This is a genomic window from Thalassovita litoralis (assembly GCF_900182725.1).
Taxonomy (GTDB): domain Bacteria; phylum Pseudomonadota; class Alphaproteobacteria; order Rhodobacterales; family Rhodobacteraceae; genus Thalassobius; species Thalassobius litoralis.
Genome location: NZ_FXTO01000030.1, coordinates 1 through 25,387 on the forward strand (window position 1 = coordinate 1; position 25,387 = coordinate 25,387).

25 protein-coding genes and 4 pseudogenes are annotated in these 25,387 nt (G+C 57.6%); 15 read left to right on the forward strand and 14 right to left on the reverse strand.

What is annotated here, in order from left to right; translation table 11 throughout:
* Positions 1 to 89 (forward strand): annotated as a pseudogene (locus tag FN828_RS16290) (IS5/IS1182 family transposase); the annotation flags it as partial.
* A gap of 38 nt (positions 90 to 127) precedes the next feature.
* Here the strand turns inward: FN828_RS16290 and FN828_RS16295 are convergent.
* Positions 128 to 259, reverse strand: a pseudogene (locus FN828_RS16295) (IS5/IS1182 family transposase); the annotation flags it as partial.
* Between the two features lie 115 nt (positions 260 to 374).
* Positions 375 to 692, reverse strand: coding sequence for a M20/M25/M40 family metallo-hydrolase (locus tag FN828_RS16300; protein ID WP_142494520.1), 318 nt, complete (start codon positions 690 to 692; stop codon positions 375 to 377).
* On the opposite strand from FN828_RS16300, the pseudogene FN828_RS21055 reads away from it, so the two are divergent.
* The 5 genes and pseudogenes from FN828_RS21055 to FN828_RS16325 all read left to right on the forward strand — a co-directional run.
* Positions 669 to 785, forward strand: a pseudogene (locus FN828_RS21055) (ABC transporter permease); the annotation flags it as partial. The gene FN828_RS16300 and the pseudogene FN828_RS21055 overlap by 24 nt on opposite strands.
* Positions 786 to 949: 164 nt before the next feature.
* On the forward strand, positions 950 to 1,492 hold the full coding sequence (locus FN828_RS21060; protein WP_142494481.1) for a hypothetical protein: 543 nt from the start codon (positions 950 to 952) through the stop codon (positions 1,490 to 1,492).
* A gap of 194 nt (positions 1,493 to 1,686) precedes the next feature.
* Positions 1,687 to 2,022 (forward strand): annotated as a pseudogene (locus FN828_RS21140) (amidase family protein); the annotation flags it as partial.
* Between the two features lie 7 nt (positions 2,023 to 2,029).
* Positions 2,030 to 2,542: an amidase family protein gene (locus tag FN828_RS20910; protein WP_142494482.1), complete on the forward strand. Its 513-nt coding sequence runs from the start codon at positions 2,030 to 2,032 to the stop codon at positions 2,540 to 2,542.
* A gap of 197 nt (positions 2,543 to 2,739) precedes the next feature.
* Entirely contained in the window at positions 2,740 to 3,435 is a 696-nt protein-coding gene (locus FN828_RS16325; RefSeq protein ID WP_142494483.1) for a nitroreductase family protein, read from the forward strand.
* 136 nt (positions 3,436 to 3,571) lie between these two features.
* Here the strand turns inward: FN828_RS16325 and FN828_RS16330 are convergent, their stop codons facing one another.
* The 5 genes from FN828_RS16330 to FN828_RS16350 form a co-directional block, all read right to left on the reverse strand.
* Positions 3,572 to 5,506: an aconitase family protein gene (locus FN828_RS16330; RefSeq protein WP_142494484.1), complete on the reverse strand. Its 1,935-nt coding sequence runs from the start codon at positions 5,504 to 5,506 to the stop codon at positions 3,572 to 3,574.
* Entirely contained in the window at positions 5,503 to 6,213 is a 711-nt protein-coding gene (locus FN828_RS16335) for an RraA family protein (RefSeq protein ID WP_142494485.1), read from the reverse strand. Before FN828_RS16335 ends, FN828_RS16330 begins: the two co-directional genes overlap by 4 nt.
* Positions 6,210 to 7,511 (reverse strand): TRAP transporter large permease, encoded by a 1,302-nt coding sequence (locus FN828_RS16340; protein WP_142494486.1) that lies wholly within the window; start codon positions 7,509 to 7,511, stop codon positions 6,210 to 6,212. The genes FN828_RS16335 and FN828_RS16340 overlap by 4 nt, the downstream gene beginning before the upstream one ends.
* Entirely contained in the window at positions 7,511 to 7,990 is a 480-nt protein-coding gene (locus FN828_RS16345; RefSeq protein ID WP_142494487.1) for a TRAP transporter small permease, read from the reverse strand. Before FN828_RS16345 ends, FN828_RS16340 begins: the two co-directional genes overlap by 1 nt.
* A 101-nt stretch (positions 7,991 to 8,091) precedes the next feature.
* Positions 8,092 to 9,066, reverse strand: a complete 975-nt coding sequence (locus FN828_RS16350; protein ID WP_142494488.1) for a TRAP transporter substrate-binding protein — start codon at positions 9,064 to 9,066, stop codon at positions 8,092 to 8,094.
* 114 nt (positions 9,067 to 9,180) lie between these two features.
* Between FN828_RS16350 and FN828_RS16355 the strand changes: the two genes are divergently transcribed.
* Positions 9,181 to 9,933, forward strand: a complete 753-nt coding sequence (locus tag FN828_RS16355) for an FCD domain-containing protein (protein ID WP_185959063.1) — start codon at positions 9,181 to 9,183, stop codon at positions 9,931 to 9,933.
* Positions 9,934 to 9,967: 34 nt separating this feature from the next.
* Here FN828_RS16355 and FN828_RS16360 read toward each other — a convergent pair whose 3' ends face one another.
* On the reverse strand, positions 9,968 to 10,906 hold the full coding sequence (locus FN828_RS16360) for a LysR family transcriptional regulator (protein ID WP_185959064.1): 939 nt from the start codon (positions 10,904 to 10,906) through the stop codon (positions 9,968 to 9,970).
* A gap of 154 nt (positions 10,907 to 11,060) precedes the next feature.
* Between FN828_RS16360 and FN828_RS16365 the strand changes: the two genes are divergently transcribed.
* Both FN828_RS16365 and FN828_RS16370 read left to right on the forward strand, forming a co-directional pair.
* Positions 11,061 to 12,473 (forward strand): sodium/glutamate symporter, encoded by a 1,413-nt coding sequence (locus tag FN828_RS16365; protein WP_185959065.1) that lies wholly within the window; start codon positions 11,061 to 11,063, stop codon positions 12,471 to 12,473.
* A gap of 3 nt (positions 12,474 to 12,476) precedes the next feature.
* Positions 12,477 to 13,904 (forward strand): M20 family metallopeptidase, encoded by a 1,428-nt coding sequence (locus FN828_RS16370; RefSeq protein ID WP_142494492.1) that lies wholly within the window; start codon positions 12,477 to 12,479, stop codon positions 13,902 to 13,904.
* 67 nt (positions 13,905 to 13,971) lie between these two features.
* Here the strand turns inward: FN828_RS16370 and FN828_RS16375 are convergent, their stop codons facing one another.
* From FN828_RS16375 to FN828_RS16390, 4 genes are all read right to left on the reverse strand, one after another.
* On the reverse strand, positions 13,972 to 15,174 hold the full coding sequence (locus FN828_RS16375) for a CaiB/BaiF CoA transferase family protein (protein WP_142494493.1): 1,203 nt from the start codon (positions 15,172 to 15,174) through the stop codon (positions 13,972 to 13,974).
* A 94-nt stretch (positions 15,175 to 15,268) separates the two neighbouring features.
* Positions 15,269 to 16,237, reverse strand: a complete 969-nt coding sequence (locus FN828_RS16380) for a Bug family tripartite tricarboxylate transporter substrate binding protein (protein WP_142494494.1) — start codon at positions 16,235 to 16,237, stop codon at positions 15,269 to 15,271.
* A gap of 26 nt (positions 16,238 to 16,263) precedes the next feature.
* Positions 16,264 to 17,796: a tripartite tricarboxylate transporter permease gene (locus FN828_RS16385; RefSeq protein ID WP_142494495.1), complete on the reverse strand. Its 1,533-nt coding sequence runs from the start codon at positions 17,794 to 17,796 to the stop codon at positions 16,264 to 16,266.
* A 7-nt stretch (positions 17,797 to 17,803) separates the two neighbouring features.
* Positions 17,804 to 18,253, reverse strand: a complete 450-nt coding sequence (locus FN828_RS16390; RefSeq protein ID WP_142494496.1) for a tripartite tricarboxylate transporter TctB family protein — start codon at positions 18,251 to 18,253, stop codon at positions 17,804 to 17,806.
* Positions 18,254 to 18,414: 161 nt separating this feature from the next.
* Between FN828_RS16390 and FN828_RS16395 the strand changes: the two genes are divergently transcribed.
* Positions 18,415 to 19,377, forward strand: coding sequence for a LysR family transcriptional regulator (locus tag FN828_RS16395; RefSeq protein WP_142494497.1), 963 nt, complete (start codon positions 18,415 to 18,417; stop codon positions 19,375 to 19,377).
* A gap of 27 nt (positions 19,378 to 19,404) precedes the next feature.
* Here FN828_RS16395 and FN828_RS20635 read toward each other — a convergent pair whose 3' ends face one another.
* On the reverse strand, positions 19,405 to 19,602 hold the full coding sequence (locus FN828_RS20635) for a hypothetical protein (protein WP_185959066.1): 198 nt from the start codon (positions 19,600 to 19,602) through the stop codon (positions 19,405 to 19,407).
* 197 nt (positions 19,603 to 19,799) lie between these two features.
* Positions 19,800 to 20,804 carry a GntR family transcriptional regulator gene (locus FN828_RS16400; RefSeq protein WP_185959067.1) on the reverse strand — a complete coding sequence of 335 codons (1,005 nt, stop codon included), beginning with the start codon at positions 20,802 to 20,804 and terminating at the stop codon, positions 19,800 to 19,802.
* 303 nt (positions 20,805 to 21,107) lie between these two features.
* On the opposite strand from FN828_RS16400, the gene FN828_RS16405 reads away from it, so the two are divergent.
* The 5 genes from FN828_RS16405 (at position 21,108) to FN828_RS16425 (ending at position 25,374) form a co-directional block, all read left to right on the forward strand.
* Positions 21,108 to 22,112, forward strand: a complete 1,005-nt coding sequence (locus tag FN828_RS16405) for an ABC transporter ATP-binding protein (RefSeq protein ID WP_235891508.1) — start codon at positions 21,108 to 21,110, stop codon at positions 22,110 to 22,112.
* A gap of 125 nt (positions 22,113 to 22,237) precedes the next feature.
* Complete coding sequence (locus FN828_RS16410) at positions 22,238 to 23,023, forward strand: ABC transporter permease (protein WP_235891509.1); 786 nt, start codon at positions 22,238 to 22,240, stop codon at positions 23,021 to 23,023.
* A gap of 3 nt (positions 23,024 to 23,026) precedes the next feature.
* Positions 23,027 to 23,869, forward strand: coding sequence for an ABC transporter permease (locus tag FN828_RS16415; RefSeq protein WP_142494500.1), 843 nt, complete (start codon positions 23,027 to 23,029; stop codon positions 23,867 to 23,869).
* Positions 23,869 to 24,597 carry an SDR family NAD(P)-dependent oxidoreductase gene (locus FN828_RS16420; protein ID WP_142494501.1) on the forward strand — a complete coding sequence of 243 codons (729 nt, stop codon included), beginning with the start codon at positions 23,869 to 23,871 and terminating at the stop codon, positions 24,595 to 24,597. Before FN828_RS16415 ends, FN828_RS16420 begins: the two co-directional genes overlap by 1 nt.
* Positions 24,598 to 24,621: 24 nt before the next feature.
* Complete coding sequence (locus tag FN828_RS16425) at positions 24,622 to 25,374, forward strand: SDR family NAD(P)-dependent oxidoreductase (protein WP_142494502.1); 753 nt, start codon at positions 24,622 to 24,624, stop codon at positions 25,372 to 25,374.
* Positions 25,375 to 25,387: the final 13 nt, after the last annotated feature.

A 25,387-nucleotide genomic window follows, 5' to 3' on the forward strand; every position in this document is an offset into this window, starting at 1 on the left:
GGCGGCGGGTCGCCACCCGATATGACCGCTGCCCCGAAGTCTTCCTCTCGGCCATCGCTCTCGCCGCAACAGTCATGTTTTGGTTATGAGTCCTGAGCCTAGTATCGCAAGCGATGTAGGGTCGGATTTATAACCAATGGATGACGACAGCCGGGCGGGCGATGGCTGAGAGGGGCACCTTTGGGCATCGGTCATAGTGGGCGTCGACCCTCCTCCAATCCTTGAACCTGCCGCACATGATTTCGAGCCGGATACGCCGTATTGTCGTATGCGACAGGCCCGTTGCTGTAGCCATCAATGGGTGTCATCCTACACTCCGTCGGAGCAGACCCCTTGTCCTCGAATGGCCATCCTGTATGCCGCTTCCCACAGGTTTAGCGGTCGCCTGAAACATCAGCAGATGCGTGGTTGTGGACGACAGTGCGCAGTGCGGTCGCAAATATATCCACCCCGACTGCAATCAAATCATCTGGAAAATCAAAGTCAGGGTTGTGCAGATTGGGGTGGTCTATTCCAGAGCCAAGCAAAAACATTGCCGCTTTGGCCTGATCCCCAAACCTGCCAAAGTCCTCAGACCCTCGCATCGGGAGCTGACCGGCATGATAAGGTACGTTTTGGGCTTTCAAAGCCTCGATAATAAGTGCTGTGGCCTGCGGATCATTTTCACAATGGCAGGGGTTCAGGCGGGACAGCTTGTTGCGGGAACGATCCTGACGGAAACCGTATTCGCATGGCCCGGTATTGGGCGGTTTATGTATGACTCGTTGATTTCACGCGATTACAACGTCGTTATCGGTGTTTTTATCGTGACGTCCCTGATCGTTATCCTCATGAATTGTCTGGTGGCCGGCGACAGCGGGTTTGTATCGCGCGCGCCCTTGCGGCCAATCCCAGCATCCTGATCGCGGACGAGGCACTTTCTGCGCTTGATGTTTCTGTGCAGCGGCAAATGATCCAACTGTTCCACGATCTGCGCGAAGAACATAATCTGACGATCCTGTTCATCACCCATGATCTGCGGGTTGCGGCGGAAATCTGTGATGATGTGGTGGTTATGAAGTCGGGACAGGTCATCGCGCATGGTGCGTCTGAAACTGTCCTGCGCCAAGATACCCACCCCTATATTCAAGAGCTGATAGATGCGATACCCGGTCAGGACTGGTTTCCGATCGGGGGAACGACAGGCGCGGATGCGGCAACGCTGTTTAACTATCGGCAGCGTATGGTTGCCCAGCTTCACAACAGGGTTTTGGCTACACAGGCGTCGGCGCTTTATCGGCAATTCTACCTTGTGACTTCTTTGATTACGGTGGACGAGGATGACTCGACCACGCGTATGGATCGGATCGTTCGCACGCTCCAACAATTCTGGTCCGCGCTGGCTGATGGGGATGGGGCCACAGCCTGTCAAATCATGAAAGAAGACGCCGAATTCTGGAGCAGGGACGTTGCTCCCCGCTTTGCTAAAATTGTTGAAATCGAAAAGAAGTAATCAGATGTCATCTCCTCTTCCTAATTCTATCACGGCGATGCTTCCTGATCTGACGGAATGGCGCCGCGATCTGCCTGACAGAACCTGAACCAAGGAGTTTTCCAATGTCCAATATCACAGACTGGTCGGTCGCGTAGATCGGCCAACAGCTTCGTGCGCACAAAATTTCGGTACGTGACCTGACAGAAGCCCACTTGGATCGGATCAAGGCTGTCAATCCTGCTCTGAACGCAATTGTCGAGCCGGTCCAAGAGGCAATGGAAACCGCCGATGCGCTGGATAGCGCCGGTCGCCCGGAAAATGCCGGGCCGCTTTGGGGCGTTCCTGTTACGGTGAAGATCAATGTCGATCACAAAGGATACGCAAATTCCAACGGGCTGGTGGCGAATGCGGATGCTATCGCCTTGGATGACTCTCCTGTTGTTGCCAATCTGAAAAAGGCGGGGGCGGTCATCATCGGGCGCACGAATACCCCGGAGTTTTCAATGCGCTGGTGTACATCTAACCCGTTGCATGGTGTTTCCCTGAACCCTTGGGATGCAACGATCACCCCCGGCGGATCAAGCGGGGCCGCTGCGACTGCGGCTGATGTTCACCGAAAGCGAAAACGATATGCGCACCGCACTTGCCGAAAAGGGATCGCCGGAAATGCAGGCATACTACGATGCGTTCCTTGCCAATTTCGAACCCACGGATTTGCGCGGCTTGCTGGCGGCTTTGCAAGAACGGGTTGTGATTCAACGCGCATGGGCCGAAATGTTCGAAACCATAGATGTTTTGCTGATGCCCACGTCACTGGCCCGTCCTTTTGAAAATGATCTGGATTTCAAGGACACCAGTGCGCTTGCTGAAATCAGCAGGATTCAAGCGCCACTTTATACCGTCAATGCCTTGGGTTTACCCTCGGCGGCGTTGCCGACGCATCTGGAGGATGGCATTCCCGTAGGCGTTCAACTGATCGGGCCAATGCACGAAGACGGTTTTGTGTTGGATGTTGCAGGGGCATTGGAACAACAACTGGGCACCCTATGGCAAAAGCTACATCTGTAGCAGCAGGTGATCTTGCGGGCGGTGATCTTCCAGCGAGACTCGTAAAGCAGCGCTGCCTGTGCTTCCTGCTGCGGTGTCATCATTGTACGCAAATTCAAGTGTTCCCAGATTTCGATGCGGGGCGAATAGCCATTGTTTGCACATGCCCTTGATGGCACCGTGAAATCTGTGGAAAGCAATAGAAAGAGCCGGAGAACATGTATTCGACTGACGATTTGGAATACCAACCTTTGCCGCTGCCTGACCGGGTGCAACTGGAGCCGCCTGAATCTCTTGCTCAGGCACGGGGCTTTCGTGACTACATGCGGCGGCGGCATTCGGTGCGCGAGTATTCCGACCGGCCAGTCGCCGAGGAGGTCATCGCCGCCTGCATCGAGGCTGCTGGCACCGCACCTTCGGGCGCCAACCATCAGCCTTGGCATTTCGTTGCTATCTCGGACCCAGCCGTAAAGGCGCGCATCCGCAAAGCAGCCGAGGACGAAGAGCGCAGCTTTTACGCTGGCGGCGCGGGTGATGAATGGCTGCGCGCATTGGAGCCGATTGGCACTGGCGTCTCAAAGCCGCATCTTGAGGTGGCGCCGTGGCTTATTGTCGTTTTCGCACAACGGTGGGGGGTGACGCACGAGGGTGCGCGCTACAAGAATTACTATGTGCCCGAAAGCGTGGGCATAGCGACCGGCCTGTTGATCGCGGCGATCCACCACGCCGGGCTTGTGTGTCTTGAACATACCCCGAACCCGATGAAATTCTTACCAGAGCTTTGCGGCAGGCCGGAACATGAGAAAGCTGTGATGATCATTCCAGTGGGGTATCCGGCTGACGATGCGACAGTGCCCGCCGTGGCTAAGATTAAGAAGCCGCTGACCGAGATCATGTCGGTTATGAAGGGCTAGCCGCGTGTTGCGTGGGTCAGCATTAGGGCGCAGCCGCCCCTTTCCTTTCCCCAAGTGACTATGCGCCAGGATTTACGGGTCTTTCCGGTGCCGTGCTTTGTTTCCTGCCGCCCCGACGGGCTGCGCTGGATACCCCTCAGCCTGTGGTTTCTTTTTGAAGCTGTTCGAACGTCACAATCCGACCGGCAATCGCGCTGGCGACAACAGTTGGCGGGCTGGCCAGCCATGTGGTTCCCGGCCCGCCGCGACCCGGAAAATTGCGGTTGATTGCTGAGATCGTAACCTGATCTGCACGCTCTGACACGCCGGGGCCACATTGCCCGCAAGCCCCGCACGAAGGGCCAAGCAATTCCGCACCAATGGCTTTGAATACATCCAGATAGCCATTTTGGATGCAGTAATCGCGTACCTGAACTGTGCCGCATTGCAGGTAAAGCTGAACGCCCGAAGCCACTTTTAATCCGCGACCCGCTGCCCATTTCGCCACCTTGTAATAGTGATCGAAATCTTCGCGCTTACCTGCGGTACAAGAACCGCCATAGGCGATGTCGACCTGCACCGGGGTTTCCAGATCATCAACCGCCATCCCGTTCCCCGGATCACCGGGGCGGGCCAGCATTGGCCCCACCTGTGCGCAATCAATCGTAATCCTATCAGCATAGGCCGCGCCTTCATCCGACTGCATCCAGTCCTCGATTATAAAGTCGATGCCGCGGCGTTCTTTCAGGAACCGCACGGTTTCCGCATCGGGCGCACACAGGCCGGTCAGGCCGCCCAGTTCCGCTACCATGTTGGTCAATGTCGCCCGCTCGTCGACGGACATGGCTTCGACCACGGGACCGGCAAATTCAAACACTTTCCCAAGACCGCCGCCGCTGCGGATCAGATCGGTTGAAAGCAGCGTGAGGACGATATCCTTTGCGGTCACGCCGGGCCGGATTTCACCGCCCAGCCGAACCAGCAGACTATCGGCCATCGTCAGGCGGATGGCCCCTGTCATGAAGGCGTTGGCCATGTCCGTCGTGCCGACACCATAGGCAAAGCAGCCAACCGCACCGGAATGTGGTGTATGGCTGTCGGTGCCAACCACGATGCCGCCGGGCAAGGCATAGCTTTCGGCCATCATCGCATGGGAAATGCCTTCTGACCCGTCCTCGCCCAGCAGGTAGCCGTGATCGGTCAATCCGTATTGTTTGCCAAAGGCGCGGTGGGCATCGCTTAGCTCGCGCACCTGCGGCAGTAAGCCAAGCTTGATATGCGTGGGGGATCGGTGGGCATAGGACAGGTGATCTTCGAACAGAAGGATGGTTTCGGGATCATACAGGTCCAGTGGTGTGCCAAACCGATCATGCAGCATATGGGCGGCCATTGCGGTGTAATATTCGTGAATGAACCGATGACCGGCCCGCACGAAACCGCCTGTCCCCGGTGCCATATCCCAATCAATCCCATCGACATCCAGCGCATGGCGGGCAACGATTTTCTGGGCCAGCGTCAGCGGGCCTTGGGGCAGGGACGGGCGCAGTTTCGCGCCTTTCAGCTTTTCCTGACCATAGGCCAGCAGACCGCCCGCCCGCAGGATCGCCTGCGCCAGCGTATCGCGCCCATCCACCAGTTCATCAATGGATATATCGCTGCCTGCGCGAATGCGGTCGATCAGGCTAAAATCTGACGAGGTGAAAATCCCAAGGTTGTCACAGTTCTGGCGATAAATGCGTTCAAAGCTTTCGGCGATGACCAGCCGGATACCCGCCGATTTTTCAGCCAGTGGCGAATGTTCGCGCGACGACCCCTTGCCATAGCGTTTCCCGGCCACGATGACGGCAAAACCGCCCGTGGCAATGGCGTTTTCGCCAATGGGTTTTTCGCCTCCGATCTGCGTGCCGGTATGGGCGTATCGCGCCAGTCGTTCGTCATAGTTCAGCAGGATCGGCAGCGGAGTGATTTCATCGGTCGAAATATCATTGCGCAGATCCCCGACCTGATCCAGCGACAGGTTTTTCCCGGCAAGCTGGGCGCTGACCGCGCCGGGTGCCGTACCAAGGATCAGGATGCGTCCGTCGAATTTCATTTGCTCATCTCCTTTGTCCGCAACCAGATCATATGCGACATGCGCTCGGCCCGTGCCTTGGCGCGTATTTCTGCGGGCTGTGATTGGGGTATTGTTTTCAGGGCGGCTTCTTTTTGAGAAAGCTCCTCGGCCAGTTCAATGACCGTGTCCGCGACCGTCGCCGGGATCACAAGAACCCCGTCGCTGTCTGCCAGCACGAAATCACCCGGCGCAATGTGAACAATGCCCCCTTCGGGACCGGGCATGGTAATCGGCCCGGCCCAGTTGGTGATTTGGAAACGCCGTGCGCCATTTGCGGGGATCACCCCGGCGGATACCACGGGCATGTCGATCTCTGACAGGGCATCGCGATCCCGGACAAGCCCGTCTGTCACCAACCCCACAACCCCCAAAGCTTGCAGATCAAGGGCAAGGAGTTCGCCAGTGACCCCGCCGCCGCGAAAACCCGAGGTGGCGAACATCATCACAGCGCCCGGCTGTGCCAATGTGGGCAAGTTGTACAGCGGCAGCGTTGCATTGCTGCTGGTCGTGCGGGTGGCTACGGAACGTTCGCCGCGCACGCAAATGGCAGGGCCGCAGATGGCCGTTGCAGGCCCAATGAACCCCAGCGATGGGTCTAGTGTCTGGCTGTGGAACCCAGCCTCGTCCAGAACATCGCTGACCAGTGCAGTGCCAAGCGCCTTGAAACGGTCTGTCAGTTCTCTCATGGCATCTTTCCTAGTAGTAGATCGGGCAGTCCGGTGGACAGAACCGGCAAGAAGGTGAGCGCCGCCAACACAGCAAAGGCAACAAGGACGAAGGGCATAACCCCGCGCGTGCCTTCGGCAACGCTGATCTTGCCAATCGAGCTTGCCACCGCCAGCACGATCCCGATGGGGGGCGTTACCAAGCCGATGCAAAGATTGACGGTAATGACCACCCCGAAATGGATTGGGTCGATGCCTAATTGCTGGCTGATCGGGAACAGAACGGGCAGCAGCATGACCTTGGCGGCGTTGACCTCCATCACCATGCCGACGATCAGCAGCAAAAGGTTGATCACCAACAGGAACATCAGCGGCGACGTCACCCATGACTGCATCCATGCGCCAAAGGTTTCCGGGGCATGGACCCAGGCCAGCATCCATGCGAACAGCGAAGCCCCCGCAAGGATCAACATCACCGCAGCGGTCAGGCGCGATGCTTCGGTCAGGGCGTCCCAAAATACTGTCCATGTCAGTTCCCGGTAAACGGCGCCTGAAACGATCAGGGCATAGACGACCAACACCACCGATGCCTCTGTCACGGTAAACAGGGCAGACAGAATGCCAGCCAGCAGTAGAACCGGCATGGCAAGCGCGGGCAGGGCCACGACGAACTTCTGCCACAGCTCGGCCATCGAGGCGGGGGGAAAGACCGGATAGTTGTTCTTCCGCGCAATACCCCAAGCCGTGATCATCAACGCAATGCCCCACAGCAGGCCCGGTATGACACCCGCGATGAACATCCGTAAAACCGATTGGTCCGTCAGATAGGCATAGACGATCCACGCAATTGATGGCGGGATCAGGGGGGAAATCGGGGAGGATGCCGCCGTGATCCCGACCGAGTAGCGGGTTGGATAGCCGGATCTGTCCATGGCGGGGATAAACGTACCGCCAATGGCCGCCGTGTCCGCCACGGCCGAGCCGGAGATGCCACCGAACAGGATCGAGGACAGGACGTTTGAAATCGCCAAACCGCCGGTGAACCGCCCGACCAGCGCATTGGCAAAGTCGATCAGCCGGGCCGATATGCCGCCCCCGGACATGAGCGCCCCGGCAAACAGAAAGGCGGGAATGGCCATCAGGGAAAATTTATCCATCCCGGCAAACAACCGCTGCGGCGCAATCACCGGGTTCGCCCCGCCGTGAAAAAAGATGGCCAGCATGGACCCTGCGATAATCGAAATCGCAAGCGGAACCCCGATCAGAATGCAAAACCCGATGCCACCAATCAGGATAAGGGCAAGTTCAGCAAGTTCCATTATCCGTCCTCCGATATGCGACCGGCGCGCGACAGGACCAGAACCAGCGCCATCAGCGCGGCACCAAGCGGAATGGCGGTGTAAGGCAGGGACATTCTGACCCCAAGCCCGGTCGAGGTTTGGCGGCTGCCAATGCCGACCAGCAGCCAGCCATAATAGGCCATAAGACCGCAAACGCTCAGGGTGATTGCATCCCTGAGCCATGTCACGAACAGCTTTGCCCGTGGCGGCAGAAGCGCAACAACGATGTCAATTGAGATGTGTTTATTCTTCTCGATCAGAGCCGCGGCCCCGACCATCGTGATCGCAATCAGGAGAAACCGCGCCAGTTCTTCGGCCCAAACTGTTGGGGCGCCGATAACAAAGCGGGCGATGACCTGCGTTCCGATGGACATCAGCATGGCAATCAGCAGAAGGTTGGCGACAAGCCCGGAACCTTTGGCGATGAAGTTGGATGATTTGGCGAAAAACTTGGTCATTCACGTACCCCGGTGACGGTTGGTCCGATGACAAACGGCTTGATCCGTTCGGCTTTGGTGCAACGGCCTGCCCGCATACACGGCGGACAGGCTGCGCAGGCTTATTTCGCGGCCTGAATGCGTTCGACCCAAGGGGCCAGTTCCGGGAACTTGGCCGCCATCGGGGCTAGTTTGGCGCGGAACCCGTCCAGATCGGGTTCGATAAACCGGGCACCCAACCCTTCGAGCTTTGCGCGCAGGTCGGCCAATTCCAGCTTGGCCTTCTCGGTTCCCCATTGGAATGCGATTTTCGCCTGCTCTTGCAGGATCGTGCGCTGTTCATCGGTCAGGCTTTGAAACCGCGCGTCATCGAAGACGAAGGTATACGCGCCATAAACATGATGCGTCAGGATTACATACTCCGCAGCTTCATAGTATTTGGACCGGATATGTGCCGACAGCGGGTTTTCCACCGCGTCGATGATGCCCGATTGCAGGCCTGTATAGACTTCTTTGGACGACATCGGGGTTGGCGATGCCCCCAGACCGGCCCAGGTTTCGCGGAACACATCAATGCCCGGAACCCGGATTTTCAAACCATCCAGATCGTCAACCGAGTTGATCGCACGTTTAGAGGCCATTTCGCGCGGCCCGCGTGACCCGGCACCGACAAGGCGCAGCCCCGACGATTTCGCCAGCGCGTCAAACAGGTCGTTCCCGATCTCGCCGTTGTAGACAGCGTTAAAGTGATCTTCGTCGCGGATCAGATAGGGGTAGCTTTCAATCGCAGCCAGCGGATCATACGCGTTCAGCGATGCAACGACGGTCATGACGATGTCATTGGTGCCAATCGTCAGTGCCTCCAGCGTTTCGCGGACGGACCCGGTCGTGCCGGACAGGGCCAGTTGAACCTTCAGATCGCCGCCCGACGCTTCTGCCACGCCATCCGCGAATTTCTGGGCGACCTGACCCCAAACCGTCTGTGGGGTTTCTACGGATGCCAGTTGCAGAACGGTTTCTGCATTCGCGGCTATGCCGAAGCCTGACAGTGCCACAAACGCGCCAGCCGCCACCTGATTCTTGAAAGAACGGATCATGTTTTCCTCCTCATTTCGTGCTGGCTCCTCCGCCAAGCTGTATACCTATTATACCAAAATATAGGTGGACACAATGCTATGTGCTGGTATCCTGCTATTTCAAGGAGAACGGGCATGCTGAAAGTGGAACAGGTACGGCGTAAACGGCTGTACGAGGACGTTGTCGAACAGATCGAAGGCGCGATCATGAGGGGGGAATTGCGTCCGGGTGATTTCCTGCCTGCCGAGCGGGAACTGTGTGACAGCTTCGGTGTCAGTCGCACGGCGGTGCGCGAGGCCTTGTTCGCATTGCATCAAAGCGGGCTGATCGACCTTGAAAACGGGCGTCGCGCCCGCGTGGTGGAACCTTCTGCTGAACGGATGATTGATGATTTGGCCGGACCGGCGAAATTCGTGCTGTCCCGCCCCGACCGCCTGCGCCAGCTACAAGAGGCGCGGATGCTGTTTGAGGGTTTCCTTGCGCGGCTTGCGGCAACCAAGGCGACCGATGAACAGGTGGCCGCGATCAAGGCGGCGTTGGATGCGAACGGGGCGTGTATCGGGGATGACGAAGGGTTTGTAGAAACCAACATTGCGTTTCATCTGGAAATCGCCCGTGTGTCGGGGAATGTCTTTTTGGATTCTTTGCACACTGCGGTTCAGAAATGGCTGGAAGAACACCGCCGTGTGGCGATCAAGAAAGAAGGCGCCGCAGCGCGGGCCTTTGCGCGGCATCTGGAGGTGTTTAACGCTATCCGGGATCACGACCCGGATGCCGCCGAAGCCGCGATGTGTGCGCATTTGCAGGAATCCATCGACGCCTATTGGGCCGTCCGGGATGACAGTATTGATCCTGCTGAGGAGCGACCATCGCAAGACGTGGAATAACTACGACGCGCAGAGTGGGGGCGCGGCCTGCCGACTAGAGCGTGTCGCGTTCATTCGCTTCACGCACCATGTCGATCAGGGCCGCCGCTGCGGGGGATTGGGGGTTGGATGTTGAATGGACCATGCCAATCCGATCATTCCTTGCCTTGAATGGATAGGAATAGCTGGTCAATACGGGATGGGCCTGCAAAAGCGGCGGCATTGGTCCTTCTTCGGCCACGACTGCGGGGAACAATCCATATCGTTTGTCCTGTATCAGCAGTTCGGTAATCAGCGTTGCATTGTTGGTTTCGATACAGTCTTGTGGCACACCCAATCCATGTTCGGCGCAAAACCGATCAAAATCCAACCGCATCGGTGTTCCCGGCAATGGAATGGTCCAGGGGTGGGCCAACAGTGTTTCAGGATCGGGGGACGGTGGCGCGACCTCTGTATGGGCGACGATCACCATCTGGGTTTGGGCCAAGGCATGAATCCCAAAGCTGGTATGCTCCAGTTCCGGCCCCAACCGCCCGATAACGATGTCCAGACGCCCATATTCCAGATCCGCCAGCAAATCGGGCAACAGCCCGTCACGGACTTTGATCGCCACGCGCGGGTAGCGCCGTTTGAAGTCTGATAACAGGGCTGCGACCTGTCCCAAGACGGAATGATTGTGCAACCCGATAGAGATATGCCCCGTGCTGAGTGCGTTGAACCGCTCTCCGATATCTTCCAGCGCAAGGATATTGTTCACGACCATCCGAGAGGCACGGATCAGTTCATTCCCCGGTCCGGTCCGGCGTAATCCGCGCGGGTGACGGTGAAACAAGGTCAGGCCAAAGCCGTCTTCGATTTCGGCCAGCGTGCGGGATACTGACGCTTGCGCGATATTCAGATTCTCAGCCGCGCGGCTGACATTCAGCGTCTCATCCAGTGCCAGCAACACCCGCAGGTGCCTGAATTTCAATCGCTTGCGAACAAATTGTGACACATCCATTTTCGTAACCTTTTGAAACACCAGAGGTATATCAAGAAGGCTATAGCTATCTGCAAAAATGGCAAGTTTTTCAAATGTCCGAGAGCCATACACTCGCCCGCAGGATCGTGTGAAGCGAAAAAGTGTAAAGATTGGAAAGGGACACAGAATGACCGGAGCCTCGATGACGAATGTCTTGCAGGCCTTTGCTCTGCTAGGACTGTTTTTGCTGATAGGAACGCTGCTGCGCGCCAAGATTGGATGGCTGCAAAAGCTGTTTATTCCCGCCTCGGTGGTTGGTGGGGCGGTTGGCCTGTTGGTCGGCCCGCAAATCTGGGGGGATCTGACCCCGGTGCAATATCCGACGGATTGGATCAAAATGTATAGCCTGCTGCCCGGCGTGTTGATTGTGCCGGTTGTGGCATCGGTGCCGCTGGGGATTCAACTGTCGCAAAAGGACAGTTCGTCCGGGACCGCCCGGAACGTGTTCAACATGTTTTTCCTGATGCTGGCCTTGTTCGCCTTCCAACTGGCCGTTGGCGGGGCTGTTGGCGCATTTTTTGCCACGTCCATGCCTGATCTGGGCATTTACAGCACGTTCGGGCTTGAAATGCCGTTGGGCTTTTCGGGCGGGCACGGAACGGCGGGCGTGATCGGCAACATGCTGAACGGCATGGGGCTGGAATATTGGGAAATCGCGCAGGGCGTTGCTGTGACCTATGCCACGATTGGCCTGTTGGGGGGTATCATCAGCGGTATCGCAATCATCAAATGGCTGAATGGTCGTAACGCGCTGGAAGGTTCTGCTGACGCGGCCAGCTTGCCGAAATCATGGCTGACCGGGCTGGAACCGGATCCCGAAAAACAACGTGTCGCAGGCCGCGAAACCACGGTTTCCACGTCGATTGATGTGATCGGGTTCAACCTTGCCCTGATCCTTGCCGGGTCTGGTTTGGCGATCCTGCTGCGGGCATGGGTGCGGTCCTATGATCTGCCGCTGATCAAGGCCGTTCCGGTCTGGGCCTATGCGATCATTGTCATGTGGGTGATCTGGCTGGTGATGAACCGTCTAAAAATCGCGTGGCTGGTGGATGCTGGCGTCAAAGGCAAGATTGCATCGACTCTGACCGATTTCGCAATCGTTGCCGCGCTTGTGTCCATGCCGGTTCAGGGGGTTCTGACCTTTGCCGCGCCCATCCTGATTGCAGCCGTTGTGGGGTTCATCGGCACCATTGCGCTGTGTCTAGGTCTGGCCCGCAAACTGTTTTCGTCTGCCCCGTATGAACGGGCGATGCTGGTCTTTGGGACTGGGTCGGGGGTTTTCCTGACCGGGTTGCTGCTGTTGAAAATCTGTGACCCGGATTTCAAAACCCCGGCAATGCGTGACGGATCGCTGGCCTATTCAATGAACACGGTCGTGGGCTTTATCCTGATCCCGATCATGGTGGGCGCTGCCGTTCAGTCCGGTCCGATTGCTTTGGCGGGGATTGGGGCGGCTGTCCTTGTGGCATCTGTGATCGGCATCTGGTTAACCTCGTTCATGCGGGGTGGGGCTGCCACCGAACTGAAGCAAGAGGGCTAAGCCATGAACGCGACGATAGATACCGATCAACTGGTCGACACCCTGAAGCCCGGATATATTGATCTGAGCGACCGGATTTGGGACATGCCCGAACTGCGCTATCAGGAACAACAATCCGTCAGTGCGCAGATTGAAATGATGGAAGCCGCCGGGTTCAAAATCACCCGGAACGTGGCGGGCATTCCCACGGCCTTTATGGCCGAAGCTGGCGAAGGCGGGCCTGTGATCGGCTTCCTTGGTGAATTTGATGCGCTGGCCGGACTGTCCCAAGAGGCAGGCATCGCCCAAAAATCCCCCCTTGCCGAAGGGGGGAATGGGCATGGCTGCGGGCATAACCTGTTGGGGGCTGGCGCAATGCTGGCCGCCGTTGCCACGCGCGACCATCTGGCCGCCAAGGGGATGGCCGGGCGCGTGCGCTATTTCGGCTGCCCCGCCGAAGAAGGCGGATCAGGCAAAACATTCATGGCCCGCGAAGGGGCGTTTGACGGGCTGGATGCGGCATTCTGCTGGCACCCGGCTTCGTTCAATACGTTGATCCCGTCAAATTCGCTGGCGAATGTTCAGGCCTATTTCCGCTTTGCGGGTCGTGCGGCACATGCTGCGGCCTCGCCGGAATTGGGCCGCTCGGCGTTGGATGCGCTGGAACTGATGAGCGTGGGCGTGCAATATCTGCGCGAACACATGCCCGAAAAAGCCCGCGTTCACAGTGCCATCACCAACACCGGCGGCATTTCCCCCAACGTCGTGCAGGACAGCGCCGAAGCTCTGTATCTGATCCGCGCCCCGCAAGTGAACGAGGCGCTGGCCCTGTTTGAACGGGTCAAGAAAGTTGCGCTTGGCGCGGCGATGATGACCGAAACCACCGTCGAAATCGAAGTCGACAAGGCCTGTTCCAACCTGTTGCGCAACGCAACGCTGGACGAATTGATGCAGGCCCAGATGGAACGGATTGGCGGGATTGAATTCGATGCTGACGACCTGACCTATGCCAAGGCCATTCAGGACACCCTACAGCCCGACGATATCGGCGCGGCGTTCAAAATGTTCGGACTGGAACCGAAGGGCAAGCCGCCTGTCTTGGCGGGGGACATTCTGGCGGGGCCGCGCCCCGAACTGGTATTGCCGGGATCGACCGATGTGGGGGATGTCAGTTGGCAGGTGCCTACCGCGCAGGTCATGACCGCCTGTCATGCCGTTGGCACGCCGTTCCATAGCTGGCAATTGGTGGCCCAAGGCAAATCCCCGGCGGCGCATCGCGGTATGGTATTCGCGGCTAAAACAATGGCGGCCAGCGCCATCAGCCTGTTTGATAACCCCGACTTGCTGGGCCGTGCTAAGGCGGAATTTGCTGAACGCACTGCCATCACGCCCTATACCTGCCCGATTGCCCCCGAGGTAGATCTACCGTTCCGCAGGGCCAAAGCGCGGTAAGATCGGTCCCTGAAGGGCAGCACCCCGGCAAAGACGCCCCCGCGACGTTGCGCGGGGGCGATTTGGTTTAAATCACACCTGCCGCGCGCAGGGCGGTCAGGCGTTGTTCCGAAATCCCGGCGTCGCGCAAAACGGCGTCGGTATCCGCCCCAAGGCTGGATGCCCCGGATCGTGGTACGCTGTTTGCGCCGTTCGCTTTGAAGCTCATGGCGGGGATATGGATCGGGCCATCGTGACCTTCGACCCGGATTTCCGTTGTCAGACCCCGCGCGGCAATTTGCGGTTCGGCCAGCATTTCATCCAGTTTCCGAATGCGGCCCGCAGGTACGGCGGCATCGGCCAATATTTGTTCCCAATCCGACGCGGACCGGGTTCGGAAGGTGGTTTCCAATTCCTGCCGCAAGCTTTGCCAGTTCTTGTGCCGTTCCGGTACACTGTCCCAACGCGGATCTTGGGGAATGTCCGGGCGGTCAATGGCCTGACACATGTGCCGGAATTGTGTGTCATGGTTGGCTGCCAGCATCAGGATACCGTCCGCCGTTTCAAACGCCCCGGACGATGGGCTGGCGCTCCATGCTTCGTTGCCATTTTGCACGGGTTCCCAGCCGGTTGTCAGGTGTTGGCTCATGAGTGATGCCATCAGCATCAACGCCGTGTCCATCATGGCCACATCCACATGTACGGCCTGCCCGGTGCGTTCGACTTCGCGCAGACCGGCCATGACGGCCATCGCACCATTCATCCCCGTGGCATAATCAATATAGGGTGCCCCCACCTTGATCGGGCCATCGCCCGGCTTGCCGGTGGTCAGCATGATTCCGCACATACCCTGAATGACGTGATCATAGGCCGGGCGATTGCTGAATGGGCCATCCTGCCCAAAGGCGGAAACGGAACAATACACCAGCTTGGGGTTGACCTGTTTCAGCGCCTCGAAACCCAGCCCCAGACGTTCGGCCACGCCGGGTTTGAAATTTTCCACAAAAACATCGGCACCCGCCACAAGTTCCCGCAAAAGCGCGACCCCTTCGGGGGTTTTCAGGTCTATGGCGACGGATTTCTTGCCCGTGTTATGCCCCAGAAACCCCAACGCCATTCCCTGTGCCGCCAAGCCGGGCATCGGTCCGCCCTGACGGGTCCAGTCACCTTCGCCGGGTTTTTCAATCTTTAAAACTTCTGCCCCCATCAGGGACAATTGATAGGTGGCATATGGCCCGGCCAAAACCTGGCTCAGGTCAATGACGCGGATACCGTCAAGCGGTTGGAACATGGCAAAGCCTCTTTTTCAAATGGGGTCTGTCGGATAAGCGGGGGCAACTGTCCGGCCCCCGCCGCACACTGGGATCAAATGCAAGGCGACAGGATCACTTGGGTTCAATCCCTGCGCGTTCCATGATCGCTTTGTTGTTTTCATAGCTGCGCTGCATCTCGGCCTTGGCCTGATCCAGATCCATGTACATGATCGGGATGTTTGCAGCGGCCACGACCTTGGCAAAGGTTTCGTCGGTTTCCGCCGCTTTCAGCGCGGTGCTTAGCTTTTCCAGCATTTCGCGCGGCGTCCCCATGGGCAGGATCAGCGTGGTGCGGGAATCCATGCCCAACTGATAGCCCGCTTCGTTGATGGTTTCCACTTCGGGGGCAGAGGGGTGGCGGAACGTGGTCAGCGCGGCAATGGATTTCAACTGATCCGGATATTTGTAGTGAATGCCGCCCGACAAAACCAAGGCAACCTGATTGCCCAGCAACGCGTTCAGCATGTCGCCGCCGCCTTTCAGGGGAACGATATTTACATCCAGATTGTTGGCTTTGGCGATTTCTTCCATGATCATGCGCGATGTGGGGCTAAGCGCGCCATAGCTGAAACCGGGGTTGTCCTTGGCCCATGCCACAAATTCCGCCACGGTGTTGTAGGGCGCATCTTTCTGCGTTGCCAAGGCGGTCTGATAGGCCGTGATCATCCCCGCGTATTCAAAATCATCGGGAACAAAATCCACCCGCTTCAGCATCAGTGGTTCTGTGTTGATCACGCTATTGGCGTGAAACAGCAGGGTATAACCATCGGCCTTGGCTTTTTTCAGCTCGTGCGCCGCCAGAACGCCGCCGCCGCCGGGTTTGTTCACCACATTGACCGGAACGCCCAACTGGTCCGACAGCACCTTGGCGGTGGCGCGGCCCACCAGATCGGTTTGCCCCCCGGCCTTATAGCCCACCAGCATCGTGATCGGGCGGGTTGGATAGCTATCGGCCTGGGCGATGGCCGGGGTCAGGCCCGTCAATCCCATCATCAAGGCGGCTGCGGCGCTTAGAAATCCGCGTCTGTTGGTCTGTTTCATTGGTTCTCCTCCGGTGAATTTCAGGTTTACGATTGCTGTGTCGGCACAGCATCGGAGTCCGCGGCCTGCCGGGCTGCCAGCCGGGCATTGCTGCGCGCAATAAGCGCCACAGTCACAATGGTCAGGACGCCGAACAGAATGGCGATGGGGTGGCCCGCCAGCCGCATCGGATCATGGTTCAGCAATTGCAGCGATTGGCGGAACGTCAGTTCCAGATTCGGGCCAATTACAAATCCGATCAGGAAGGTGACAAAAGAAAAGCCCAGCTTGCGCGAAAAGAACCCAAGCAACGCGAAGGCCAGCATCACATAGATGGAAAAGATGCTGTTGGTTTCCATGTAGGCACCGATACAGCACAGGAACAGCACCCCCGGAATAATCAACCGGATCGGCACGCGGATGACCTGTGCAAACAGGCGTTGCCCGGCATAGCCCACGATCAGCAGGATCACGCTGGCGCACAGCATCGCGGCGTAGATATCGGCAACCATCTGCGGCTGTTCCCGGAACATCAGCGGGCCGGGGGTCAACCCATGCAAAACCAGTGCCGCGATCAAAATGGCGGCGATCACGCTGCCGGGAATCCCCAGCGCAAACAGCGGCACAAAGCTGGACGGGACTACGGCATTATCGGCGCTTTCGGCGGCGGCCACGCCCTCGATCATACCCGATCCGAATTTTTCCGGCGTTTTCGAGGCTCGCTGCGTTGCCCCATAGGACAGGAACGATCCGACACTGGCCCCCAGTCCGGGCAGAATGCCCACGACCGCCCCGATCAGCGTGCCGCGCCCGATCACCGGCAGGCAGCGCCGCCATTCGCCCCATGTCACGCGGCGGTCATCGGGATTGCTGCTGTCAGCAAAGGCTTGTGCTTCTTGGTCCAGTTGCCGGGCATTCCCGCCCTGAACCACCATTTCTGCGACTGCCAGCATCCCGATGGCCATCGGCACCAGCGAAATGCCCTCGTCCAGTTCCAGCAAGCCAAAGGTCAGGCGCGGGATAAAGGTTTCGGTTTCGATCCCGATAGTGGCGAAAAACACCCCGAATGCGGCGGCAATCAACCCCTTGAGCATCGACCGCCCGGCCAAGCCCCCGATAAAGGTTAGCGAAAACAGCAGAATAGCACACAGTTCAACCGGGCCGATCAGCAGCGCGTATTGTGCCAGCGGCGCAGCCAATGCAATCAGGATCAGCGTTGACAGAAAATCTCCGATGACCGACGCGAACAACCCCATTTTCAGCGCCTTCTGCGCCTTGCCCTGCCGCGCCAGTGGATACCCGTCCAGCGCCGTCGGGGCCGATGATGGCTCGCCCGGTGTGTTCAGCAGGATCGCGGAAACCGCGCTACCGGCGGCGCTGCCCTTTGCGATGCCGATCAACATGGCGATGGCCGCGACAGGGGGCAGATAGAACGTTAACGGGATACAAACCGCCACCCCGGTCGCTTTGCCCAATCCCGGAAGCGCGCCCAGAATATAGCCCAGCGTGACCCCCACCGTGACCCAAAGCAGGGTGACGGGGGTCAGGACATGTTGAAATCCAGTAAGTAAATATTCCATGTCCGGCTCACACAATCACAGTGCCAAGAAGGCGGTAGAAGACCAGCCAAACCACCAGCAACAATCCGGTTGGCATCACCACAATCACCAGTGGGCGGCGTTCACCCAACGCGATCAGCGTTCCCACGATCAGCGCAATTCCCGCCAACAAGGGCATGCTCCATGCAAACAGGGCGACGCTAACCGCAAAGACGCCGGATATTTTCAGCAAGGCCATCATTTCAGACCGGAAAAAAACCGAGGAGTCGTCCATCGGCGTATATCCAATGCCCCGCAAGCTGCGCAGCATCAGCAGGGCTGACAGTCCTGTAATCAGGATCATCGTCAGGTTTGGCACCAACCGAGGCGAAATATACCCCTCGGGGGCGGTTTCGATTTGTGCGGGGATTACGAAAATCAACATCGTCAGGCCGAACACACCCAAAATCAGCCCTGACACGAAATCAGCTTTCTTCATACAGTCCTCCCTTGACGGGGCAGGCAGGTGGGTTTCCAACGCTGATTTGCCCCATGCGCCAACACCTGTGCAGATGTTGCGTATCTCCTCTGCTAAAAACGGTAGAGATGGTGGGCGAAAACGAATAGTCGTAATATTCTTGAATGTGATAAGGTCTGCTTATGTCTGTTTCATCTTCACACTTTGACCATCTGCGCTTGCGCCAGCTTCGCCTGCTGGATCTGATCGCACGTCATGGGTCCCTGCGGGCGGTCGCCGGGGAAATGAACCTGACCCAACCGGCCATATCGCAAATGCTCAAGGATCTGGAATTTGCCTTTGGCACCAAACTGGTAGACAGGTCCGTGCGCGGTGTATCGCTTAGCCCGGCAGGGCAGATTGCGGTGCAGCGGGCGCGTGCCGGTCTGGCGATTTTTGAACATCTGGCGGCAGATTTGGCTTCGGATAGACCCACCGTGGTCCGAATTGGCACAAACCCCGCAGTTTTGTTTCATTTGCTGCCAATCGCCTTGGGGCATTTGGGGTTGGAGCAGTCGCAAATGCAGTTTCGGATTCACTCGGGGACCGTCAGTGACATGATGCAGCGCCTGTGGTCAGGGGAGCTGGATTGCTACGTCGGGCGCGTTGACTGGGGTGCAATGGCGCCGGGCATGTCCGATTTACTGCGCTACGAACCGCTGACACAAACCGATCTGGTGCTGGCCTGTTCAACGGATCACCCGCTGGCAAAACAAAGCAGCGTTTCCGCCGCCGATCTGGCCAAATGTGCCTGGGCCATGCAGTCGGACCGGACCAATAACCGCGCTGCAATTGAAACGGCGTTTCGGCACTGCGGCGTGGTCGCCCCCGCCCCCACAGTCGAGGTGGATGCCGACCCAACCGCGCTGTCCAGACTTGCACTGCTGTGTGGGCTGGTGATCTGCGTCCCCCGCGCTGCTGTGAACGCAAGCTTCACAGATGGCAGATTACATATACTGACCCCGACAGATATGAAAATGCCGTCCATCAGCCTGTCTTTCGTCACTCTGAAAGAAAACGATTCCGTCGAAGCCCTGAACTGCCTGCACCAAGCCCTGCTACAGGCCGTAGCAAGCGCGCCAGACCTTCGCGAGGGTGATATGTGACTTTGTTGTACCGCGCGTGAAAATGCTTCAATCGGCCTTTGTGGGCGAATTTTCGGGGGTGGTGGATTTGGCGTATTCAGTCAGTTGTCGGATCATGATCTCGGCCCACTCGATCCCCACGTCACGCCCAATTGTATCTTCTGGCATTGACCGCAGTTCGTCCAGATACGCTTTCCATCCGGCGAGGTCCCAGAACACGGGATCTGGAAGCAGATCGATCTTCAATGTGACAACCTTTCAATCAGAACCGCATACCGGACAAAAAGCTGCGCAAGCCGTTCCGGCAAGCTGAAAGGATAGTAAATTGCGCCTTTGCGCTCAAGGCAAAGCGTCAACACGTACTTGAGATATAGGCCGTTCCCGTATCCCCGCAGGATGAATCGGACAAAACCTTCTTGCCCTGTCGAAACGATCCGGGGTGGTCATTGAAATTGCAGGTAGGACGGGAAGTCCGATGGCGGGTCGATAATCGCTGTGATCTTCAACTGGGCAATCGTGCGTTCACAGGCTTTTTCCAAATGAATCGACAGCATACTTGCCGCGGCCTTGGTCGAACCAGAGAGGACAAGCTCGATCACCTGGCCAAGCTCTACGACCGATTGTGTATCTGGCGGAAGGCCAAGCGAGAACAAGGCGGATTGGCAGGCTTCAAGCGCCAGCCTGTTGCTGGACGCATAAGAGGCCAAATCTTCGTTTGGGGTCGACAGAACCACCATTTCGAAAAAACGCTGATCGTAGGAAAACCACTGCTCAGAAGAAAGCACGGTTTGCGCCGTCAGTTTTTTGATCTCTTCGGACAGTTCCCGAAGCTTTTCGATTGGCAATTTCGCAGACTCGAGTGCGGCCACCTCGAGGATGTTGCGCAGTTCGTACTTGTCCTTGATCTTTTTTGATGTCAGCGGATCGACAACCCATCTGGACGTGCGGTTTTTCTGTACGAGCCCCCGTTCCTGAAGCCGCCCCAGAACATCGCGGACGATTGTACGTGACACGCCGTATTCTTCGGCCATTTGGGCCTCGAAAATGCGGCACCGTCCAAAAACCGGGCAACGTGTGACGTGATAGGCGACATCGTCATAAACGCGCAGCCAGCTTGGCTTTCCAACGCTGTCATCCAATGTCGAAAGGTCGAGTTCAATGCTGCGCAGGTCTTCTCGTTTCACCTCGGAGAATTGGCCAGCAACCAGAAACCCCCGACCAGAGAACCTTTGAATGCGTCCCTCGCTTGCGATGATTCCCAACGCACGTTTGACCGTGGCGCGCGACATATCCAGACGTTCCGAGAGCGCACTCTCTTGCAAGACGAGTCCGGGATACATGTGCCCCTGCGCGATGTTGTGACGGATAAACTCTGCCGCGACCTCGAAAAGTGGGGTGCGTTTGTCAGTGTCGTCACCGCAGCGGGTTACACTTTCTGAACCAATCATTCCGGCCTCTTTCTGGATTCGTCCCCGAGAATAGGAGACGGCCTGATAGGTTGGAAGGTGAAAAAAAGCACACAAAAGCCAAAAAATAGGCATGGGGTTCTGTGCTTAAAATTTAGCCATTTTCAAAAAATAATAGTATTATCAATATATTATACTTTCAGAATCTGTACTCACGCCCCCTATTTAACGGTTTTTTTGATGCAAACATCATTTTAATCTTTACAGGCCTGTTGAAACCGATGTTTGTATTAAGAAAATCATTAATGCCAATTCGGGGGAAATTCAGTGCTGACGTTGTCGAGAGTGAGTCGCAGATACGGCGAGACGATCGCCTTGGATGGCGTTGATTTTGTCGTGCCGGAAAACACCTACATGTCGCTGCTTGGCGCGTCTGGCGCAGGTAAAACCACCCTGCTGCGCTTGATCGCCGGTTTCGAGGAACCCGATCAGGGAGAGATCTCAATCAACGGCGAACGGATTGACGGACAACCCACACATCTGCGGGATATTGGGTTCGTTTTTCAGAATTTCGCGCTGTTTCCGCATCTGACCGTGGCGCAGAATGTTGCGTTTGGGCTGCGGTATCGCACGAATGCCCCATTGACCAATGAAACGGAAATCAAGGACCGGACCGAAGAGGCGCTGGAGCTTGTTGGGCTGACCGGATTTGGGCACCGCGCTGTCAGTGCCATTTCCGGGGGGCAACGTCAGCGCGTGGCGCTGGCCCGGACGCTGATCTGCGAGCCGCGTATCGTGTTGTTGGACGAGCCGCTGGGGGCGCTTGATGCAAACCTTCGGTCGCGGATGTGCGACGAGCTGAAGGCGATCCGGGAACGGCTTGGTGTCAGCTTTCTTCACGTCACGGGGTCGGAAACCGAAGCCCTGACGATGGGGGATAAGGTGGCGGTTCTGGCGAATGGCCGGATCATGCAGACCGATGCGCCCGACACGCTTTTCAGCCATCCGGGCAATGCGGATGCCGCCCGACATCTGAATGCCTGGAACATCTTTGACGCAAGCCTTTGCCGGACTTCCGCGCTGGATGGCATGATCGCGGTGCGTTTTGACCAGATGGATGTCAGTGCCGCAGGCACCGGCCCCGCGGATCGTCCAACGCTTGCCGCAAAATATCTGACCGGCGAGTTCAATGGCCCTACGGCGCTGTCCTTTTTCCGTGCTGATGACGGGACGCTGTTTCAGATCGTCGACCACCTGAGCCAGCCGCGTCTTCCCGATTTGGTCGAGGGTCAGCGCTATGACCTTCATTTCCCCCCTCAAGCCCTGCGCCAATTTCACGGAGCCGCATGATGTCAGCCTTTACGACGGAAACACCCTCCGAAATCATCCATTCCCCCGCTGAGTTACGAGAGAAAAAGGACCGCCGAAGGGCGATCAGCCTTTTGACGCCCGGCTTGCTATGGATGGTTTTGTTCATGGTCCTGCCGATGGGTATGGTGATCTATGTCTCTTTCTGGACCCAAACCACATTCTCTGTGAATTCGACGCTGACCACGGCCAGCTGGGAACGGTTCCTTAGTTCGTCAACGTATCTTGGTGCGATTTGGACCACGCTGCGGATCTGGCTGATTGTGCTGATTGCGACGATTGTCGTTGGCTATCCGGTCGCGCTGTTCATCGGGCTTTTCGTGCGCAACAAGACGCTTCAGACGGCGTTGCTGGTGGCTTGTGTGATCCCGTTCTGGACCTCGTTCCTGATCCGGGTCATCGCGTGGCGGCCCATGCTGGGAACCGAGGGCGCGATCAACGTGATCCTGTTGAAGTTGGGGATCATCTCTGAACCTCTGACTTTCCTGTTGTTCTCGGAATTTTCAGTGCTTGTCGGGATGACGCAGATTTACTGCGTGTTCATGGTTGGGCCGATCACCTTCATGCTGGGTCGGATTGATGTGTCCGTTATCGAAGCGGCGCGCGACCTTGGGGCTTCGTTCGGAACGATTTTCCGCCGGATCATCCTGCCGCTTTCGTTGCCGGGGGTCATGGTTGGGTCGATCTTTGTTTCTGTCATGGTTCTGGGGGAATTCGCCACTGCGGCTTCGCTCTCGGGGCGCAAGGTCAACCTGCTGGGCAACATTATCGTCAGTCAGGTTGGGTCACTGAAATGGGCCTTTGCCGCCGTCGCCGGTGTGGTCCTCACCATCATCATTACAGCCGTGATCGCGCTCGCTCTGCGACTGGTCGATCTGAGAAAGGAAATGTGAGCCATGGAATCCCGTGTTCTTCGTCCAGTCCTAGCCATTTATTCCTCTATCTTTCTGCTGTTTCTTTATGGGCCGATGATCGTCCTTGCGATCCTGTCATTCCAAAGCGTTGATGGCGGCCCCCAATTCCCGATCCGCGAATGGTCGACCTATTGGTATCAGCATTTGCTGGGACTGACGGAAACCTCGCGCGTGTCACAGTTGCCGGTGGGCGACAGCCTGATCCGTTCCATCGTTCTGGCCTTTATGACCACGGTTGTTTCCACGGTCCTTGGGGTGATGAGCGCAGAAGCGTTCCGTATAAAGTTCAAGGGGTCTGGTCCGGCATTCTACCTGATTATCCTTGGCATGATGGTTCCCGGCGTGCTGGTTGGCCTTGGGATGGCACTGCTGTCAAATACGATCGGGATTGGCCGCGCGTGGTGGGGAACGTCCTTTGTTCTGCACGTCGTGTATACCTATCCGTTCGCCTTTCTTGTGATGCTGGCCATCTTCAATCGGTTTGATCGCACGGTCGAGGAAGCAGCGCTGTCGCTTGGTGTCAGCCCAGCCCAAACCTTCCGCCGGGTGACGTTCCCGATCATCTTTCCGGGCGTGCTGTCGGCGATGCTGTTTTCGTTCACGCTCAGCTATGATGAATTCTCTCGGACCTTGTTTACCGCTGGCCGTGACCTGACACTGCCGCTGTCGATCTATGGCACGTTCTCGGTCGAGATTTACCCGAACATTTTCGCATTCGGTGTGCTGACCACGTTGTTCAGCTTCACCCTGCTTGTGGTCTACGGGCTTCTGATGAAGCGCTTTACGTCCAAGGCCGCGCGTTTCAAAGGTCAGGAGGACGGATAATGATTGCTCTTGTCACAGGGGCCGGTTCGGGTATCGGGGCGGCGATTGCCAAACGTCTTGCCACCGACGGGCATACGGTTGCCGTTAACGATCTTTCCCCGGATGCGGCGAAGGCCACGGTCGAAAGCATCCGCGCTGTGGGCGGCACCGCCGCAGCCTATGCCGCAGATGTCAGCGACGAGGGCGCTGTAAACGCGATGGTCGGCCAGATCACCGAAGAGTTCGGCGCGCCGGATATTTTGGTCAACAATGCGGGCTTTGGTCATCAGGCGCTGTTTACCGAGATCGAACCGGACATGTTCGATAAGATTTTCGCGGTCCACGTCCGTGGGAATTATCTGTGCACGCGTGCCTGCATTCCGGCGATGCTTGAAAAAGGCGTTGGTCACATCGTCAATATCGCCTCTCAGCTTGGTCAGATCGGCGGGGTCGAACTGACCCACTATGCCGGGGCCAAAGCGGCGGTGATCGGGATGACCAAGTCCCTTGCACGCGAGGTTTCGGCCAAGGGTGTGCGCGTCAACGCTGTCGCGCCGGGGCCGGTGAATACACCGCTGGTCGAGGCGCTTTCGGAAGATTGGAAAGCCGCGAAACGGGCCGAGCTTCCGCTTGGTCGGTTCGGACAGCCAGCCGAGGTCGCCGGTGTGGTGTCCTTCTTGGTGTCGGACGATGCCGCGTTGTTCGCCGGGCAAACGCTGGGGCCGAATTCTGGCGACGTAATGCTGTGATTTCAGAAAACGGAAGCAATTCAAATGGATAAACGTATCGTACTTATCACTGGCGCAGGGATTGGCATCGGTCGGGCCTCTGCTCTGACTTTTGGCGCCCAAGGCGACCACGTTATCGTCACCGATGTGCTTGAGGAAAAGGGCAAAGCGGTCGTCGCGGAAATCGTAGCCGCAGGCGGCAGTGCCGAGTTTCATCTGCTTGATGTGCGATCAACCAAGGCCGCAGATGCGCTGGTGCATGATCTGAACACCCGGTTTGGCGGCGTTGATGTGATCGTTGCCAATGCCGGGATCGCGCTGCGCGTGCCGATGTCCGAGATGACCGACGAAACATGGCACGAAACGCTGGATGTCGATCTGTACGGCATGTTGCGCGTTATTCGCCCGGCGTTGCCCGCGATGAAACAAGGTGCATCAATCATCTGCCTGTCGTCGATCATGGGAACAAATTACGGGTGGGATGAACATGTCCATTATTCCACTGCAAAATCCGGTGTCATTGGCATGGTGCGCGGATTGGCCGTGGAATACGCCGCCAAGGGCATTCGCGTGAATGGCGTTGCGCCGGGTTATATTCGCACCGCGCAGCTTTTGAATCCGGGCCACAGCCTTGGGCCTGACGCTGCCGATATCGCCTCTCCGTATATCCCGATGAAACGTCTGGGCGAACCCAGCGAAATCGCAAATGTCATCAAGTTTCTTGCGTCTTCCGATGCGTCCTACCTCACCGGGCAGGTCGTGACTGTGGATGGGGGGCTTACCCCCGGCCGCTACTGAGGGCGTGACAAAA

What these genes read in the sequence shown, in the direction of transcription:
- FN828_RS21060 (WP_142494481.1), top strand. Translation starts at nt 950, where the DNA reads ATGATCCAACTGTTCCACGATCTGCGCGAAGAACATAATCTGACGATC.
- FN828_RS20910 (WP_142494482.1), top strand. Translation starts at nt 2,030, where the DNA reads ATGCAACGATCACCCCCGGCGGATCAAGCGGGGCCGCTGCGACTGCGG.
- FN828_RS16325 (WP_142494483.1), top strand. Translation starts at nt 2,740, where the DNA reads ATGTATTCGACTGACGATTTGGAATACCAACCTTTGCCGCTGCCTGAC.
- FN828_RS16330 (WP_142494484.1), bottom strand. Translation starts at nt 5,506, where the DNA reads ATGAAATTCGACGGACGCATCCTGATCCTTGGTACGGCACCCGGCGCG.
- FN828_RS16335 (WP_142494485.1), bottom strand. Translation starts at nt 6,213, where the DNA reads ATGAGAGAACTGACAGACCGTTTCAAGGCGCTTGGCACTGCACTGGTC.
- FN828_RS16340 (WP_142494486.1), bottom strand. Translation starts at nt 7,511, where the DNA reads ATGGAACTTGCTGAACTTGCCCTTATCCTGATTGGTGGCATCGGGTTT.
- FN828_RS16345 (WP_142494487.1), bottom strand. Translation starts at nt 7,990, where the DNA reads ATGACCAAGTTTTTCGCCAAATCATCCAACTTCATCGCCAAAGGTTCC.
- FN828_RS16350 (WP_142494488.1), bottom strand. Translation starts at nt 9,066, where the DNA reads ATGATCCGTTCTTTCAAGAATCAGGTGGCGGCTGGCGCGTTTGTGGCA.
- FN828_RS16355 (WP_185959063.1), top strand. Translation starts at nt 9,181, where the DNA reads ATGCTGAAAGTGGAACAGGTACGGCGTAAACGGCTGTACGAGGACGTT.
- FN828_RS16365 (WP_185959065.1), top strand. Translation starts at nt 11,061, where the DNA reads ATGACCGGAGCCTCGATGACGAATGTCTTGCAGGCCTTTGCTCTGCTA.
- FN828_RS16370 (WP_142494492.1), top strand. Translation starts at nt 12,477, where the DNA reads ATGAACGCGACGATAGATACCGATCAACTGGTCGACACCCTGAAGCCC.
- FN828_RS16375 (WP_142494493.1), bottom strand. Translation starts at nt 15,174, where the DNA reads ATGTTCCAACCGCTTGACGGTATCCGCGTCATTGACCTGAGCCAGGTT.
- FN828_RS16380 (WP_142494494.1), bottom strand. Translation starts at nt 16,237, where the DNA reads ATGAAACAGACCAACAGACGCGGATTTCTAAGCGCCGCAGCCGCCTTG.
- FN828_RS16385 (WP_142494495.1), bottom strand. Translation starts at nt 17,796, where the DNA reads ATGGAATATTTACTTACTGGATTTCAACATGTCCTGACCCCCGTCACC.
- FN828_RS16390 (WP_142494496.1), bottom strand. Translation starts at nt 18,253, where the DNA reads ATGAAGAAAGCTGATTTCGTGTCAGGGCTGATTTTGGGTGTGTTCGGC.
- FN828_RS16395 (WP_142494497.1), top strand. Translation starts at nt 18,415, where the DNA reads ATGTCTGTTTCATCTTCACACTTTGACCATCTGCGCTTGCGCCAGCTT.
- FN828_RS16400 (WP_185959067.1), bottom strand. Translation starts at nt 20,804, where the DNA reads ATGATTGGTTCAGAAAGTGTAACCCGCTGCGGTGACGACACTGACAAA.
- FN828_RS16410 (WP_235891509.1), top strand. Translation starts at nt 22,238, where the DNA reads ATGGTCCTGCCGATGGGTATGGTGATCTATGTCTCTTTCTGGACCCAA.
- FN828_RS16415 (WP_142494500.1), top strand. Translation starts at nt 23,027, where the DNA reads ATGGAATCCCGTGTTCTTCGTCCAGTCCTAGCCATTTATTCCTCTATC.
- FN828_RS16420 (WP_142494501.1), top strand. Translation starts at nt 23,869, where the DNA reads ATGATTGCTCTTGTCACAGGGGCCGGTTCGGGTATCGGGGCGGCGATT.
- FN828_RS16425 (WP_142494502.1), top strand. Translation starts at nt 24,622, where the DNA reads ATGGATAAACGTATCGTACTTATCACTGGCGCAGGGATTGGCATCGGT.